The 15,226-nt window shown below is 61.1% G+C and carries 16 protein-coding genes; 9 read left to right on the top strand and 7 right to left on the bottom strand.

Translation table 11 applies throughout. The annotated features are described in order from the left end of the window. The first annotated feature begins 15 nt into the window (after nt 1-15). The 3 genes from moaC to moaE are packed head-to-tail and all read left to right on the top strand — an operon-like array spanning nt 16 to nt 1,180. Nucleotides 16-489: a cyclic pyranopterin monophosphate synthase MoaC gene (moaC, locus tag GH769_RS01790; RefSeq protein ID WP_032903343.1), complete on the top strand. Its 474-nt coding sequence runs from the start codon at nt 16-18 to the stop codon at nt 487-489. Beyond that, nucleotides 486-728: a molybdopterin converting factor subunit 1 gene (moaD, locus tag GH769_RS01795; RefSeq protein WP_032903342.1), complete on the top strand. Its 243-nt coding sequence runs from the start codon at nt 486-488 to the stop codon at nt 726-728. Before moaC ends, moaD begins: the two co-directional genes overlap by 4 nt. A gap of 2 nt (nt 729-730) precedes the next feature. Then, nucleotides 731-1,180 carry a molybdopterin synthase catalytic subunit MoaE gene (gene moaE, locus GH769_RS01800; RefSeq protein WP_014717017.1) on the top strand — a complete coding sequence of 150 codons (450 nt, stop codon included), beginning with the start codon at nt 731-733 and terminating at the stop codon, nt 1,178-1,180. 128 nt (nt 1,181-1,308) lie between these two features. On the opposite strand, the gene rhlB is transcribed toward moaE, so the two are convergent. Together rhlB and GH769_RS01810 are read right to left on the bottom strand one after the other, a co-directional pair. Then, nucleotides 1,309-2,775, bottom strand: coding sequence for an ATP-dependent RNA helicase RhlB (gene rhlB, locus GH769_RS01805; RefSeq protein WP_153649477.1), 1,467 nt, complete (start codon nt 2,773-2,775; stop codon nt 1,309-1,311). Nucleotides 2,776-2,870: 95 nt separating this feature from the next. After that, nucleotides 2,871-3,527, bottom strand: coding sequence for an alpha/beta hydrolase (locus GH769_RS01810; protein ID WP_014717019.1), 657 nt, complete (start codon nt 3,525-3,527; stop codon nt 2,871-2,873). A gap of 346 nt (nt 3,528-3,873) precedes the next feature. Between GH769_RS01810 and GH769_RS01815 the strand changes: the two genes are divergently transcribed. From GH769_RS01815 to GH769_RS01830, 4 genes are all read left to right on the top strand, one after another. Further along, complete coding sequence (locus GH769_RS01815; protein ID WP_014717020.1) at nt 3,874-4,905, top strand: amino acid ABC transporter substrate-binding protein; 1,032 nt, start codon at nt 3,874-3,876, stop codon at nt 4,903-4,905. A gap of 72 nt (nt 4,906-4,977) precedes the next feature. Beyond that, nucleotides 4,978-6,159, top strand: a complete 1,182-nt coding sequence (locus GH769_RS01820) for an amino acid ABC transporter permease (RefSeq protein WP_020301232.1) — start codon at nt 4,978-4,980, stop codon at nt 6,157-6,159. A 10-nt stretch (nt 6,160-6,169) separates the two neighbouring features. Next, nucleotides 6,170-7,267 carry an amino acid ABC transporter permease gene (locus GH769_RS01825; protein ID WP_014717022.1) on the top strand — a complete coding sequence of 366 codons (1,098 nt, stop codon included), beginning with the start codon at nt 6,170-6,172 and terminating at the stop codon, nt 7,265-7,267. Nucleotides 7,268-7,277: 10 nt separating this feature from the next. Beyond that, the gene (locus GH769_RS01830; RefSeq protein ID WP_003188759.1) at nt 7,278-8,042 is read left to right on the top strand and encodes an amino acid ABC transporter ATP-binding protein; all 765 of its coding nucleotides are present in this window, start codon (nt 7,278-7,280) and stop codon (nt 8,040-8,042) included. Between the two features lie 53 nt (nt 8,043-8,095). Here GH769_RS01830 and GH769_RS01835 read toward each other — a convergent pair whose 3' ends face one another. Both GH769_RS01835 and GH769_RS01840 read right to left on the bottom strand, forming a co-directional pair. After that, nucleotides 8,096-8,578 (bottom strand): type II toxin-antitoxin system MqsA family antitoxin, encoded by a 483-nt coding sequence (locus GH769_RS01835; protein WP_032903339.1) that lies wholly within the window; start codon nt 8,576-8,578, stop codon nt 8,096-8,098. Beyond that, nucleotides 8,575-8,886, bottom strand: a complete 312-nt coding sequence (locus tag GH769_RS01840; RefSeq protein ID WP_019817631.1) for a type II toxin-antitoxin system MqsR family toxin — start codon at nt 8,884-8,886, stop codon at nt 8,575-8,577. Before GH769_RS01840 ends, GH769_RS01835 begins: the two co-directional genes overlap by 4 nt. 159 nt (nt 8,887-9,045) lie before the next feature. Here GH769_RS01840 and GH769_RS01845 point away from each other — a divergent pair, with 159 nt between their 5' ends. Together GH769_RS01845 and GH769_RS01850 are read left to right on the top strand one after the other, a co-directional pair. After that, complete coding sequence (locus GH769_RS01845) at nt 9,046-9,705, top strand: FadR/GntR family transcriptional regulator (RefSeq protein WP_032903338.1); 660 nt, start codon at nt 9,046-9,048, stop codon at nt 9,703-9,705. Further along, entirely contained in the window at nt 9,695-10,960 is a 1,266-nt protein-coding gene (locus GH769_RS01850; protein ID WP_032903337.1) for a CynX/NimT family MFS transporter, read from the top strand. Before GH769_RS01845 ends, GH769_RS01850 begins: the two co-directional genes overlap by 11 nt. On the opposite strand, the gene GH769_RS01855 is transcribed toward GH769_RS01850, so the two are convergent. From GH769_RS01855 to GH769_RS01865, 3 genes are read right to left on the bottom strand one after another with little or no spacing between them, the layout of a single operon-like run. After that, nucleotides 10,957-11,598: a DUF1120 domain-containing protein gene (locus GH769_RS01855; RefSeq protein WP_032903336.1), complete on the bottom strand. Its 642-nt coding sequence runs from the start codon at nt 11,596-11,598 to the stop codon at nt 10,957-10,959. The two genes, GH769_RS01850 and GH769_RS01855, sit on opposite strands and share 4 nt — an antisense overlap. Nucleotides 11,599-11,609: 11 nt before the next feature. Then, nucleotides 11,610-12,749, bottom strand: coding sequence for a DUF1120 domain-containing protein (locus GH769_RS01860; protein ID WP_370694789.1), 1,140 nt, complete (start codon nt 12,747-12,749; stop codon nt 11,610-11,612). A gap of 11 nt (nt 12,750-12,760) precedes the next feature. Further along, a complete protein-coding gene (locus GH769_RS01865; protein WP_236466067.1) occupies nt 12,761-15,196 on the bottom strand; it encodes a fimbria/pilus outer membrane usher protein in 2,436 nt (811 codons plus the stop codon). Nucleotides 15,197-15,226 lie beyond the last annotated feature (30 nt).

Raw genomic sequence — 15,226 nt, forward strand, 5'->3', positions numbered from 1 at the left:
ATCAGGAGTATCCCTGTGCTGACTCATCTCGATTCCCAAGGTCGCGCCCATATGGTCGACGTCACCGAAAAAGCCGTGACGTTCCGTGAGGCGGTGGCCGAAGCGCGGGTGCGTATGCTGCCCGCCACCCTGCAAATGATTGTCGACGGCGCCCACCCCAAAGGCGACGTGTTTGCCGTGGCCCGCATTGCCGGGATCCAGGCAGCGAAAAAAACCAGTGACTTGATCCCTCTGTGCCACCCGTTGATGCTCACCGGCGTCAAGGTGGAGCTGAGTGCCGACGGCACAGACGCGGTTCGTATCGTGGCGCGCTGCAAACTCTCCGGCCAGACCGGCGTTGAGATGGAAGCCCTGACCGCCGCCAGCGTCGCCGCACTGACGATCTACGACATGTGCAAGGCGGTGGATCGCGGCATGACCATTGAGAGTATTCGCCTGCTGGAAAAGCTGGGCGGTAAGAGCGGGCATTTCAAGGCGGATGAGCAATGAGTATCAACGTACTGTTTTTTGCGCGCTACGCCGAAGCGGTGGGCTTCGACTCGCTGGAGATGGAAGGTGAGTTTGCCAGCGTTGATGCCGTGCGCCTCGCGCTGGCTGCTGACCCGGAATTCGCCGTGCTCAACGAAGCGAGCCTGATGTGTGCGCGCAACGAGGAGTTGTGCAGCCTGGACGAGCCGGTGCAAGCCGGCGATGAAGTCGCCTTCTTCCCACCCGTGACCGGAGGCTGATCATGGCCATTCGTGTGCAGGTCGAAGCCTTTGATCCAGGTGCCGAAGTCAACGCCATGCACGCGGCCAACGTGGGCGTGGGCGCGGTGGTGAGCTTTGTCGGCTATGTACGCGACTTCAATGACGGGCGCGAGGTGTCGGGGATGTTTCTTGAACACTACCCCGGCATGACCGAAAAAGCCCTGGCCAAGATCGCCGTGGAAGCCGAACAGCGCTGGCCGTTGCTCAAGCTGGAGGTGCTGCACCGTATCGGCACGCTGGAACCGGGCGAGCCGATTGTGTTTGTCGGCGCGGCCAGTGCGCACCGGCAGGCGGCGTTTGATGCCTGCGCATTTGTGATGGATTACTTGAAGACGCGGGCGCCGTTCTGGAAGAAGGAAAACACCAGCGAGGGGCCGCGTTGGGTAGAAGGGCGCAGCAGTGACCACGCCGCAGCGGATCGCTGGAAGTAGCCAGCCAGACGTAGAAACCAATGTGGGAGCTGGCTTGCCTGCGATAGCATCACTCGGAGTGACTGAAAAACCGAGGTGTCTGCATCGCAGGCAAGCCAGCTCCCACATTTTTTTATCGCATTCCTGTATCAGGGGCGTTTGCGTTCTACAGCCCGCAGCAAGTGCGTCGGCGGCGTCTCGCAGCTGATCTTGCGCCCCAGCAACGCCTCGATGGATGGCAACTGGTACGAGTCATCCTCGCCCGCAAAGCTGATCGACACACCCGCAGCCCCAGCACGCCCGGTACGGCCGATGCGGTGCACGTAGTCGTCCGGCACTTCCGGCAGGGTGAAGTTGATCACGTGGCTGATGCCGTCGATATGAATACCGCGACCGGCTACATCGGTAGCCACCAGCACGCGGATCTTGCCTTCACGGAAGCCTTCCAGGGTCTTGATGCGCTTGTGCTGCGGCACATCACCCGACAGTTGCGCAGCGTTGACGCCGTCGCGCACCAGGCGCTCTTCAATGCGGCGCACTTCGTCCTTGCGGTTGGCGAAGACCATCACGCGTTCCCAACCGTTGTCGTTGACCAGGTTGTAGAGCAGCTTGTACTTGTCGGCACCGGCGACGGCGTAGATATGTTGCTCGACGTTTTCGCTGGCGACGTTGAGTGCTTCGATCTCGACGATAGACGGGTCGGTGGTCCACTGCTTGGCGAGGTTCATCACGTCTTCGGTGAAGGTCGCGGAGAACAGCAAAGTCTGACGCTCGGTTTTGGGCGGGGTCTGACGGATGATCTGGCGTACTTGCGGGATAAAGCCCATGTCGAGCATGCGGTCGGCTTCGTCCAGCACCATCACTTCGACCATGTCCAGGTGTACGTCGCCACGCTGGTTGAAGTCGAGCAGGCGGCCCGGGGTGGCGACGAGGATGTCGCAGTGACGGGCTTCAAGGTGCTTGAGCTGCTTGTCGAAGTCCATGCCGCCCACGAACGTCATGACGTTGAGGCCGGTGTACTTGGTCAGGTCGGCGGCGTCCTTGGCGATCTGCACCACCAGCTCCCGGGTCGGGGCGATGATCAGCGCACGCGGTTCACCCATGTAGCGCTCTTTGGGCGGCGGCGTTTGCAGCAGTTGGGTGATGATCGAGATCAGGAACGCGGCGGTCTTGCCGGTGCCGGTCTGGGCGCGGCCGATGGCGTCTTTGCCCGCGAGGGTGAAGCCCAGCACTTGCGCCTGGATGGGCGTGCAGTACGGGAAACCCAGGTCCTGGATGGCGTGCATCAGTTCCGGGGCCAGTTTGAAATCGTGGAAGCGGGTCTTGCCTTCCTGGGGTTCGACGACGAAGTCTTCGAGTTTCCAGGGGGGCACGGGCGGCTTGGGCGCACGTTCGCGACGGGGCTTGGCCACAGGCGTCGGGGCGGGCTCGGCAGGCTTTACCTGTTCAGGCGGCGTCACCGTGGTTTTGCTCGGTGAGGCGGCGGGTGCGTTCCGGCCGGGCTGTTGACCGTCATTGCGGTTGCCGGGCTTGGGGGCAGGAGCACTGGGAACAGGCGCGAGCGGCTCAGCCTCGCTTTTGCCGAACATCTTCTTGAGTGCTTTGAGCACGGTCATCTCATTAATTGGTTAAGGAATGTACGCCGGCCAGTGTAATGCAAGAATCGAGCGCGGCGTAGTGCGTCTGTCATACGGCTACATAAACACGGGGTTCAGCGCAGGCGTTCAGTCAGCCAGGTGCCAATATCGTGTATCTCTTGGGGTAACACTTCGTGGCCCATTGGGTATTCCTGCCATGTCACGGTGACACCACGGCCCTTCAAATGCTCGTAGGCGCTGCGGCCCATGGCGTTTTGTACCACTTCGTCGTACTGGCCGTGCAGGCACAGCGTGGGGATGCGTTGCTGGCTGGCGGATAATTCCAGCTCATTATCGAAGGTGGGCGCATAGGTGGAGAGGGCGATCACACCGCCCAAGGGGCCCTCCCATTTCTTAAACGCGGTGTGGAAGACCACCGCGCCACCTTGAGAAAAACCGGCGAGGAAAATTCGCGAGGTGTCTATTCCGGTTCTCTGTTGCGCCTCGATCAGGTCGGTGACCATTTTTGCCGACGCTTCCAGTTCTTCCAGGCTGATCGAACGGGCCGGGCTCATGGCCTTGATGTCGTACCAGCTAGGCATCTCGTAGCCACCATTAATGGTCACCGGACGCGTAGGTGCCTGGGGCAAAACGAAGCGGGTGGTCAGCAGGGTTTCCTGCAGGGCTTCGGCCACCGGCAAGAAGTCGTAGCGATCGGCGCCCAGGCCATGCAACCAGATAACGCAGGCGTCTGCGGGCTTGGCGGGCTGAAGAATCAAGGGTTCGGTCATGTCTGCTCCATAGATGTGCGGGCGCTCCGATGAGGTGCGTCGGAACGGTGCGCAACAGGTTGATCTGTTAAGAGAATGTCGCAAGGCTGAATCTTTTGCCATGTAACCGCAGTTGCAGCCACTCGACCAAGACTCTGGTACGCGCCTTGCTATGTGTAGCTCGATGTCAGAACTCTCCTAGGACGGTAACACTATCAGTGACTGCCGCCTGTGGGAAAGCAACTGGAATTACCGCAAAAACCTCATGCTGCTTGGCCCCAAAAAAAACCAACACGGGTCGATATCGCCTCATAAGGGTGCGCTGAGGTTGGAGCTCCGACACAACAAGAGCAATTGGAGGTTTGTAATGAAGGTATTGAAATCCACCCTGGCCATCGTCTCTGCGGCGGCTGTACTGGGTGTCAGTGGTTTTGCCCACGCGGGCGCCACCCTGGACGCCGTGCAGAAGAAAGGCTTTGTGCAGTGCGGTGTGAGTGACGGCCTGCCGGGTTTCTCGGTGCCGGATGCCAGCGGCAAGATCCTCGGGATCGACGCTGACTATTGCCGCGCGGTGGCGGCTGCCGTATTTGGCGATGCCACCAAGGTCAAGTTCAGCCAGTTGAACGCCAAGGAGCGTTTCACCGCGCTTCAATCCGGCGAAGTCGACATCCTGTCGCGCAACACCACCATGACCAGCTCGCGCGACGCGGGCATGGGCCTGAAATTCCCGGGCTTCATTACCTACTACGACGGCATCGGCTTTCTGGTGAACAACAAGCTGGGCGTGAAAAGTGCCAAGGAACTGGATGGTGCAACCATCTGCATCCAGGCCGGTACCACCACCGAGCTGAACGTTTCCGACTATTTCCGCGCCAACAACCTCAAATACACCCCGATCACCTTCGACACCTCCGATGAAAGCGCCAAGTCGCTGGAATCCGGGCGTTGCGACGTACTGACTTCCGACAAGTCCCAGCTGTTCGCCCAGCGCAGCAAGCTGGCCTCGCCGAAAGACTACGTGGTGCTGCCGGAAACCATTTCCAAGGAGCCCCTGGGCCCGGTCGTGCGTAACGGCGATGACGAGTGGCTGGCCATCGTGCGCTGGGTGGGCTACGCCATGCTCAACGCGGAAGAGGCCGGTGTGACCTCCAAGAACGTCGAGGCTGAAGCCAAGGCCACCAAGAACCCGGACGTTGCGCGTCTGCTCGGTGCCGACGGCGAATACGGCAAAGATCTGAAAGTGAAGAAGGACTGGGTGGTACAGATCGTCAAGCAAGTGGGTAACTACGGCGAGATGTTCGAGCGCAACCTGGGCAAGAGCACGCCGCTGGAAATCGACCGTGGCCTGAACGCCCTGTGGAACAACGGCGGCATTCAATACGCACCCCCTGTGCGCTGATCGCTGATGGTTCTGTCACCCGGTAGGCCAACTGCCGGGTGATGTTCTGTTCCATTATTTTCGGGGCACTTCATGCAAAATAAAATCGGCGCACCCAAGCAGAAGCTCAGCTTCAGCGACCCCAAAGTGCGTGCGTGGCTGTTCCAGATCATCACGATCGTGGCGGTGGTCTCGCTGGGCTGGTACCTGTTCCATAACACCCAGACCAACCTGCAACACCGGGGCATCACCTCGGGTTTCGACTTTCTCGAGCGCAGTGCCGGCTTCGGCATCGCGCAGCACTTGATCGACTACACCGAATCGGACAGCTATGCCCGGGTGTTTGTCATCGGCCTGCTCAACACTTTGCTGGTGACCGTCATCGGTGTGGTGCTGGCAACCCTGCTCGGCTTCATCATCGGCGTGGCGCGCTTGTCGCCCAACTGGATGATCAACAAGCTGGCGACGGTGTACGTGGAGGTGTTCCGCAATATTCCGCCGCTGTTGCAGATCCTGTTCTGGTACTTCGCGGTGTTCCTGACCATGCCAGGGCCGCGCAACAGCCATAACTTCGGTGACACCTTCTTTGTCAGCAGCCGTGGCCTGAACATGCCGGCAGCGCTGGCCTCCGACGGGTTCTGGCCGTTTGTCGCCAGCCTGGTGGTCGCCATCGTTGCCATCGTGCTGATGACCCGCTGGGCCAACAAGCGCTTTGAGGCGACGGGGGTTCCCTTCCATAAATTCTGGGCGGGCCTGGCGCTGCTGGTGGTAATCCCGACGTTGTGCGTGTTGATCTTCGGCACGCCGCTGCATTGGGAAATGCCCAAGCTTGCGGGCTTCAACTTCGTCGGTGGCTGGGTGCTGATCCCAGAGTTGTTGGCGTTGACCCTGGCGTTGACTGTGTACACGGCGGCGTTTATTGCGGAGATCGTGCGCTCGGGCATCAAGTCCGTCAGCCATGGCCAGACCGAAGCGGCACGTTCACTAGGCCTGCGCCCGGGGCCGACGCTGCGCAAGGTCATCATCCCGCAAGCGCTGCGCGTGATCATTCCGCCGCTGACCAGCCAATACCTGAACCTGGCGAAAAACTCGTCGTTGGCCGCCGGTATCGGTTATCCGGAAATGGTTTCGCTGTTTGCCGGCACGGTGCTCAACCAGACCGGCCAGGCCATTGAAGTCATTGCCATCACCATGAGCGTGTACCTGGCGATCAGCATCAGCATTTCCCTGCTGATGAACTGGTACAACAAGCGCATTGCGCTGATCGAGCGGTGAGGACACACCCATGACTACGCATACGTTCAAACCTGACATGCCACCGCCGAGCAAAGTCTTCGGGCCGGTGGCCTGGATGCGCGCCAACTTGTTCTCGAGCTGGCTCAATACACTGCTGACCTTGCTGGCGATCTACCTGGTGTACCTGGTGGTGCCACCGATCCTGCACTGGGCCATCCTCGATGCCAACTGGGTGGGCACCACCCGCGCCGACTGCACCAAGGAGGGCGCCTGCTGGGTGTTTATCCAACAGCGCTTCGGGCAGTTCATGTATGGCTACTACCCCGTCGACCTGCGCTGGCGCGTGGACATGACGGTGTGGCTGGCCATCGTGGGCGTGGCGCCGTTGTTTATCTCGCGTTTCCCACGCAAGGCGATTTACGGCCTGGGCTTTCTGGTGCTGTACCCGATCATCGCCTACTGCTTGCTGCACGGCGGCGTGTTCGGCCTGAGTAATGTGGCGACCAGCCAATGGGGTGGCCTGATGCTGACCCTGGTGATCGCCACCGTGGGCATCGCGGGCGCCTTGCCGCTGGGCATTGTGCTGGCGCTGGGACGGCGTTCGAACATGCCCGCCATTCGGGTGGTCTGCGTGACCTTCATCGAGTTCTGGCGCGGCGTGCCGTTGATCACCGTGCTGTTCATGTCGTCGGTGATGCTGCCGCTGTTCCTGCCTGAAGGCATGAACTTCGACAAGCTGCTGCGGGCGCTGATCGGTGTGATCCTGTTCCAGTCGGCCTATGTGGCCGAAGTGGTGCGCGGTGGTTTGCAGGCGATTCCCAAGGGCCAATACGAAGCCGCTGCGGCGATGGGTCTGGGCTACTGGCGCAGCATGGGCCTGGTGATCTTGCCGCAGGCCTTGAAGATGGTGATCCCAGGGATCGTCAACACCTTCATCGCCCTGTTCAAGGACACCAGCCTTGTGATCATCATCGGCCTGTTCGACCTGCTCAACAGCGTCAAGCAAGCCGCCGCCGACCCCAAATGGCTGGGCATGGCCACTGAAGGCTACGTGTTCGCCGCCCTGGTGTTCTGGATTTTCTGTTTTGGTATGTCGCGCTATTCCATGCATCTGGAACGCAAGCTCGACACTGGCCACAAGCGTTAGGAGTTTTTTGATGAGCGAAGCAATCAAACAGCCTGTGAGCCCTGAAGGCATTATCCAGATGCAGGGCGTCAACAAATGGTACGGCCAGTTCCATGTGTTGAAAGACATCAACCTCAACGTCAAGCAGGGCGAGCGTATTGTGCTGTGCGGCCCTTCGGGGTCGGGCAAGTCCACCACCATCCGCTGCCTCAACCGCCTGGAAGAGCACCAGCAGGGCCGCATTGTGGTCGATGGCGTGGAGCTGACCAACGACCTCAAGCAGATCGAAGCGATCCGCCGTGAAGTCGGCATGGTGTTCCAGCACTTCAACCTGTTCCCGCATTTGACCATCCTGCAAAACTGCACGCTGGCGCCGATGTGGGTGCGCAAGATGCCCAAGCGCAAGGCCGAGGAAATCGCCATGCACTACCTGGAGCGTGTGCGCATTCCGGAGCAGGCCCACAAGTTTCCCGGGCAGCTTTCGGGTGGCCAGCAACAGCGCGTGGCGATTGCCCGCGCGCTGTGCATGAAGCCCAAAATCATGTTGTTCGATGAGCCGACGTCGGCGCTGGATCCTGAGATGGTGAAAGAGGTGCTGGACACCATGATCGGCCTGGCTGAAGACGGCATGACCATGTTGTGCGTGACCCACGAAATGGGCTTCGCCCGCACCGTGGCCAACCGCGTGATCTTCATGGACAAGGGCGAGATCGTGGAACAGGCGGCACCGAATGACTTCTTTGATAACCCGCAGAATGAGCGGACCCGGTTGTTCTTGAGCCAGATACTGCATTGATGGAGTGTTAAAAATAAACCCGGCCTGGTGCCGGGTTTGTTTTTTGCCCTCAGTCAGGGCGTCGTCGCGATCTCGTGTTCTTTGTGGGTTGTATGCGTGGTGTTACGCATATCAGCACCCTCACACAAGGTTTTTGCATCAACGAGCAGATGCGGGTGGCGATCAAGCAAGCGCATAAGCACGACGAGGGATTTTGGCGCCAGCAGCTCACCGCGTTCGTAACGTGAAAGTGCGTTATGTCCGCCGCCGGAAAGCAGTTGCACAGTGTCCTTTTGTGAAAGATGCAATTTGCGACGAATGCGCTTTATCTCGTTACCGATCATTCGTCTGAAGCTGTAGACCATCTCATCACAGTGATCTGAATAGCGGTCCGCGTCTTCAGGGTCAAAGATCACCTCACCACAACTTTGGCACTCCCAGCCTGAAAGGTTGTCGATTCGGCGGTGCAAGCCTTTGACTTCCGATGTTTCGCTGCGACCCGAAAAATGTCGCATTCCGTCATGCTGGCCGCAGCTGAAGCACTGTTCTGTTTTCATAGGTTACTCTCCTTGAAGGAGATCACCGGAGGTTTACCGTCCGTGCGGTACGTCACCTTGATGTAGATCTCCAGGCCATGTGAGTGAATGTGATAAACGTCTTGCCAGACGCAATGGTCGCCATAACTTGTCATGGATTTAAACAGCATCTTGCCCGTTAGCTTGTAAACAACCTCCTGCATTTGCGTGATGCTCAGATCGAGCTTTTCCCCGCAGTTGCGTGCTGTTTTGGTAAAAGCTTGTTTTCCAAGCCGCCTGACATCCGCCTTGATCAGGGCCAAATCGTAATGAGGTGTGTACTTTTCCATAAGACACCTGAGTCCAATAATTACCCTCTAAGGGTAATTTTACCAATCGAAAATACTGCTCCTTTTCCTGCCTAAGAACCCTAGTGCGTTGCCTTTGTAGGCAACTCCGAATAGCCTGTAGGAAAATTCATCCTATGATTGGACGAAAGCGCTAAACCCATGACAGACATCGCCCCGCTGATCAAACGCTCCCTGGTCGACCAGGCCCTGGAGCAACTGCGCCTGCGCATCTCCCAAGGCGTATGGGCCATCGGCGAGCGCCTGCCCACTGAGCCCGAACTGTCCGCCGAGCTCGGTATCAGCCGTAACACCGTGCGTGAAGCCATGCGGGTATTGGTCTTCTCTGGCTTGATCGACATTCGCCAGGGCGATGGTAGTTACCTGCGCTCGATGACCGACCCGCTGGGCACAATGCGGGCGCTGTCTCATTGCACGCTGGAGCAGGCGCAGGAGACGCGCCAGATTCTGGAGGTGGAGGCCATCGGCCTGGCTGCATTGCGTCGTACCGAAGCGGACCTTACGGCATTGCGCAAGGCGCTCGACCTCAGCGCCGAGCGTTATCACGGTGACCTGGAGGCCTATATCAGTGCCGACCTGATCTTCCACCAGCACTTGGTGGATGCGGCGCACAACCCGGCCTTGAGCGAGCTGTACCATTACTTCTCCGCCATTGTCGGCGCGCAGCTGCGCCAGACCCTGAACCGCTCACCGCGACGCCAGGCGGTGTTCGACCTGCATGGAGCGCTACTCGATGCGGTGGAACAACAAGACCCGGACCGCGCCAAATCCCTCTGCCGGCAGTTGATCAATGAACCCTGAAGCCCCACGCAAGACCGAACTCGAAGAACTGTTGATCGACGCCGAAGCTGACGACGACAGCGTGCAGCAGGCGCAGCCGAGCGTGGTTCGGCCATGGCTGCTGTTGCTGGGCCTGGTGTTGGTGGCCTTGAACCTGCGCCCGGCCTTGTCGAGCCTGTCGCCGTTGCTGGCAGAGGTTTCGAGCAGTTTGGGCTTGTCCGCCGCCACGGCCGGTTTACTGACCACCTTGCCGGTGCTGTGCCTGGGCCTGTTTGCACCTACCGCGCCGATGCTGGCCCGGCGTTTCGGCGCCGAGCGCGTGGTGCTCGGCATCCTGCTGACCCTGGCCGCGGGGATCATCCTGCGCAGTTCGTTCGGTGAGGTGGGGTTGTTCCTCGGTAGCCTGGTTGCAGGTGCCAGCATTGGCATCATCGGCGTGTTGCTGCCGGGTATCGTCAAGCGCGATTTCGCCAGCCAGGCCGGCGCCATGACCGGTGTCTACACCATGGCGTTGTGCTTGGGCGCCGCCATGGCGGCCGGTGCCTCGGTGCCACTGAGCCACGCCTTTGGCGACAGTTGGAAGATCGGCCTGGGCTTCTGGATCCTGCCGGCCCTGGTGGCGGCCCTGGTCTGGTTGCCCCAGGTTGGGCAGAAGCACGGAGCCCATCGTGTGGCCTATCGTGTGAAGGGTTTATTGCGCGATCCGCTGGCCTGGCAGGTCACCCTGTACATGGGCCTGCAGTCGTCACTGGCCTACATCGTGTTCGGCTGGTTGCCGTCGATCCTGATCGGCCGCGGCCTGAGCGCGACCGAAGCCGGGTTGGCGCTGTCGGGCTCGATTATCGTGCAACTGCTCAGCTCCCTGGCCGCGCCGTGGCTGGCGACGCGGGGCAAGGACCAGCGCCTAGCGATCGTGGTGGTGATGCTGCTGACGCTCGGCGGCTTGTTCGGGTGCCTGTACGCGCCGCTGGATGGCCTGTGGGGTTGGGCGATTGTGCTGGGCCTGGGGCAGGGCGGGACGTTCAGCCTGGCGCTGACCCTGATCGTGTTGCGTTCACGCGATTCCCATGTGGCGGCCAACCTGTCGAGCATGGCCCAAGGCATTGGCTACACCCTGGCCTCCCTCGGCCCTTTCGCGGTCGGCCTGGTACATGACTGGACCGGCGGCTGGACGGCTATCGGCTGGATCTTCGCCGTGATCGGCCTGGGCGCTATCGTCGCGGGCCTCGGCGCCGGCCGTGCGCGCTATGTGCAAGTCACCAGCGAGAAAGTCTAGAGATACACCACTTCCAGCGTGGCCGAGCCATCGAGCGGTGTTTCTACGCTCAAGTCCAGATTCTTGCGCGCATTGATCACGGTCTGCACCGTCACCATGCCTCCCAGGATACCGATCGCCGTGGGCCCGCTGACGCTGCCCTCGACGTCCGTGAAGCCCAGGTAGCTCCTGGAGCCGATGTCGATGGGGTTGAGGTTGGAGGTTCGCCACGCCAGGCCACCGGTGGTGGATTCAGTGCCGTAGATCTGTGGGGTGTTGCTGGCCTGCGTCTGCCGAGGGTCGAAGGTCATGGAGTAGACTCCCAGGCGGTTACCGCTGTTATCGAACCCCAACCCGTAGTAAATCTCGCTGTTGACCATGGCCGAGCCGTCGCGGTTGTCAGCCATGCGCAAGGCATAGCGCACGGGGCCGTTGCAGGCAATGCCGATGTGCAGGCTCTTGACAGGCAGGCGCGTGGCGGTCTCCAGGTTCAGATCTTGTTGGGCAATCTTGCCGTAGTCGATCAGGCCGCCGCTGGAGAGTTGTGGCAAGCAGGCGGCGGGAATGATCAGGCCCTGGACGCTCAGGTCAACCGTGGAGGCCGCCAGTGCCTGGGCGCTGCCGCATAAAAGCAGGCTGCAAAGAAGGTGTCTTTTCATGATGCGAACTCCTACAAGTAGACAATTTCGAGAGTGCCGGACCCATTGATGCGCACGACATCACGCAGATCCAGGCTTTGCATGGGCGCCAGATACGTCTTGATGCGCATCGTGCCGGTCAGTGTCTGCATGGACACCGGCCCGGTGGTGACACCTGTCTTGTCGGTAAAACCCAGCAGGCTGTTGGCCGCCATGGGGATCTGCCGGGCGGTGGAACTGCTCCACGCCACGCCATTGCTGGTGGAGTCGGTGCGGTACAAGGTGGGAAAGCTATCGGCGCTGAATTCCCCCGGGTCGATGGTCAAATAAAAACGCCCGATTTTGTTACGGCTGGCGTCCAAGTCCAGTCCATAGGCCGTTTCATCAGTGCCGCCGGTGGCCGAACCGTCGCGGTTGTCTTTCATGCGCAGGCCAAAGCGGATCGGCGCGTCGCAGCTCACGTTCAGGCGCAGCGTACGAGTGGGCAGGGGTGTTTCGTTGGTGGCGCTGAGGTCCTTGGCGTACAACGTGCCATAGTCGACCACGCCGTGGTCCGACAGTGTCGGCAGGCAAGCAACGGGCGCAAAGTGCGCGCGCAGCGTCAGTTCCCGGTAGCGGCCGTGGCTTGCGCCGTACAGCATTCCAGAGACTTCCCAGGTAGTTGCGTCTCTGGCTTGTATTGCCGCCACACCGGCCCAGGCGCGTAGCGTCAGTTGCAACGAAAGGGTTTTGCCCATGAGCACGGCACCTTGTTCAATCGGTGCGATGCCGTGCCCGGGGCGCCACTCCAGTACCGTTGCACTCATCACGGGGGGCTGGCCGGCAGCGGTCAGCAAGCCCAATTCAACGGCGCGACCGTCGAGCACGGCATTGCCGACCTCGATGGCATAGCTGCCGTGTTCGGTAAATTGCAGGCGCTGCGGGGTGGCAGCCAGCGCCCGATAGAAGAGGCTGAGGTCTTCGGCCTGGGGGCAGTTGACGTTCACGCTCAGGCGGCGCTCACCGAGCAAGCGTTCCGGCGCGCCGTCGTGTTGCGCAAGACGGTTCATCAGACCGAAATCAACCTGAGCTTCGCTGACGTTCAGTTGGCATTCTTCCAAGGCTTGGGCCGTGCCGGCGATGCCGAGCAGTAGCCACATACAGAGTGAGCGCATACAGGTTGCAAGGGGCATGACAGAAATCCTCAAGGTACGCGGCAACGTGCGGGAGCCGATTCGAAGTACACCGACGGGTCGGCTTTGGCTGCCAGTTGGTAGTGCAACTGGCAACGGCCTCCCTGGGGTGTGGTTATCCACAGCGTCGTTTGATCCAGTACGTTGGGCAGAAAGACCTGGCTGCCGTCCTGCACCAAGGTCACAAACTCACCACTGGCACTGCTGACAGAGGCGCCCGCAGGCAGCGGCGAGCCGTCGTCGTGACTGACGGTGAGCAACACACGGCGGGTCAAACCGACGCCGAACTCGACCCTGTCCACCGCGCCGCGTCCGGCCGAGATCATTGCCAGGCCGTTGTTGATATCGGCATTGCGCGGCAGCGAGCGGGTCTGGACTTCCACCGGGCTGCGCCCGTACGCGGCCACTTGCGGCACCACGGCCTGGCCTTGCCAATCGGTCCAGACCGGCCCGCTGGGGGTACTGAGCTTGATGCCGCTCATGTCGCCGACGGACACCAGGGCAAAGGTGTCGCGCACCGGGTAGGGGGAAAGGGTCACGCCGCCACCGTGCATCACCACTGCGCCGCGGGCCCCCCCTTGATAACTGGAGCGCTCGGCATCGGAGCGGCTGTAGCTGAAGTCGAGCTGGCTGTAGCGTGGCAACGCCGAGACGCCGACGGTGGTTTCCACCTGATGATCGCTGCTGTCATGTTCGGCGCTGACCCGGTAGCTGAGCTGGTCGTCGATCTGTTCGGTCACGCCCATGCCGGTGCGGTTTTCGCCGCCGGAGTTGCGTACCCAACTGCGCAGTCGGCGACTCTCGCCCAGCGGCACACTGATGTTGAGGTAAACCGCGTTATCTTGTTGCTGGCTGCCGCCCATTTGCCATTCGGCGCTGGCTGACAAAGACACCGCGCCAATACTGGTGCCCCAGGATGCCAATGCGCGGCTGCTGCTGTCGCCGGCGAAGTTGGATGAGCGCGAAACCCCGGCGCTGAATGCACCCAGTATTGGGTGCGACCACCCCAGGTTGAGGCTTTGCTGGTCGCGGTAGCGTGAAGCGCGATTGCGGTCGTCGCGCTCGTAGGTGCTCTCTTCGAGTTCGCGGTAGCCGGGGCTGCGCCAGGAATTGGCGGCGCTGAATGACCACTGTTCGTTGAGGCGCTGGGACCAGGAAAGATCGGTTTGCACACCGGAGACTTTTTCACGCGCCTGGGTGTTGGACACTTGCGTGGACAGTTGGACCTGACTGTCCAGCCAGGGCATCCAGCCCAGGCTGGCGCCCACCGAGCGGTATTCGCTGGCCGCCAGCACGCCGCTGCCCAGGGTCACTTGAGGATGCAGGGCGCCTGTCCAGCCGGCACTGACCACCCATGGATCATCCCCTTTGGCGTCGCCGACATTACGTACCCGGCCCGCCGCCACGGAGTAACCCGGCGCTGGCAACCCGAGACCCAGCATGGCCGCCGGCACAGTGAAGCGTCGCTCACCGCCGACACTTTCCTTGACCGTGACCTCCACATCCGAGCGCGTGTTCAACCGGCGCACATCGGTCAGGGCAAAGGGGCCGGCAGGCACCACGGTGGAGTGAATCAACGCACCGTTCTGCCGCACTTCGACCTGTGCGGGACTGTTGGCGATACCTTGGATCAGCGCACCCTGGCCCTGCTCCTGAAGGGCGTGTTCGGTGAGCACTTGCACCCCGGTGATCTGTGCGCCGGACAGCACCGGGTTATACAGATTGATCTGCCCGGCCTGAAGCACTGCCTGATGGCTGGCGAAGGTGCGTTGAGCATAGGCTTCCAAGTGGGTGCTGCGTGACAGGCCATCCTGCCAGGTCTGCACCTGGCGACTGCGCACGATCCAGTCGCCGGCATTGAAACCCACCTCGGTATTGGCCGAGCCGAACCGGCTGGCGTCATCGCCGAAGCGGTTGTAGAAGCCGCTGAGGTCGTAATTGAGTAGCCCGGCAAATCCGCCGGTTTCGTAGCCGGAAATATCCTGCCGCACCGGGCGCAGCGCTTCGGTGGGCACCACCAGGGATACCGTCAGTGTCGCCGGATCCGGCTCCACCAGGCTTTGCGGATATTGCCCAAGGAAGTCCTGGCAACCTTCGGTTTCACTGGGCAACTGCAGGTTGGCGGCGTCCAGCAAGGCCCGGTCAAAGCACAGGTTGCCCTGCTGATCAAAACTGACATCATGCCGGCCGCGTCGCTCGCCGTTGACCCGCAGGTGGACGGTATGTCGCCCGGCGGCGAAGCGCGGTGCGGCCAGCAACAGGCTGGCCAGCTGTGGGTCAATGCCACGTTGATGCAAGGTCTGGGTGTCGAAGCCGGCCGGGCTCGAATCATCGGCCCAGGCCTTGGTCGACAGCACTGCGCACAGCAGCAGCGCCAACGGCAACGGCGGTCGGGCAAGGATGGCGGGCACGGCTTCGCCGTCACGGTAACTCAATACTGTTATCACGCAAGGTACTCTTGTAGTGAACACTCAGGC

The sequence above is a fragment of the Pseudomonas sp. CFSAN084952 genome, assembly GCF_009648855.1.
GTDB lineage: Bacteria > Pseudomonadota > Gammaproteobacteria > Pseudomonadales > Pseudomonadaceae > Aquipseudomonas > Aquipseudomonas paracarnis.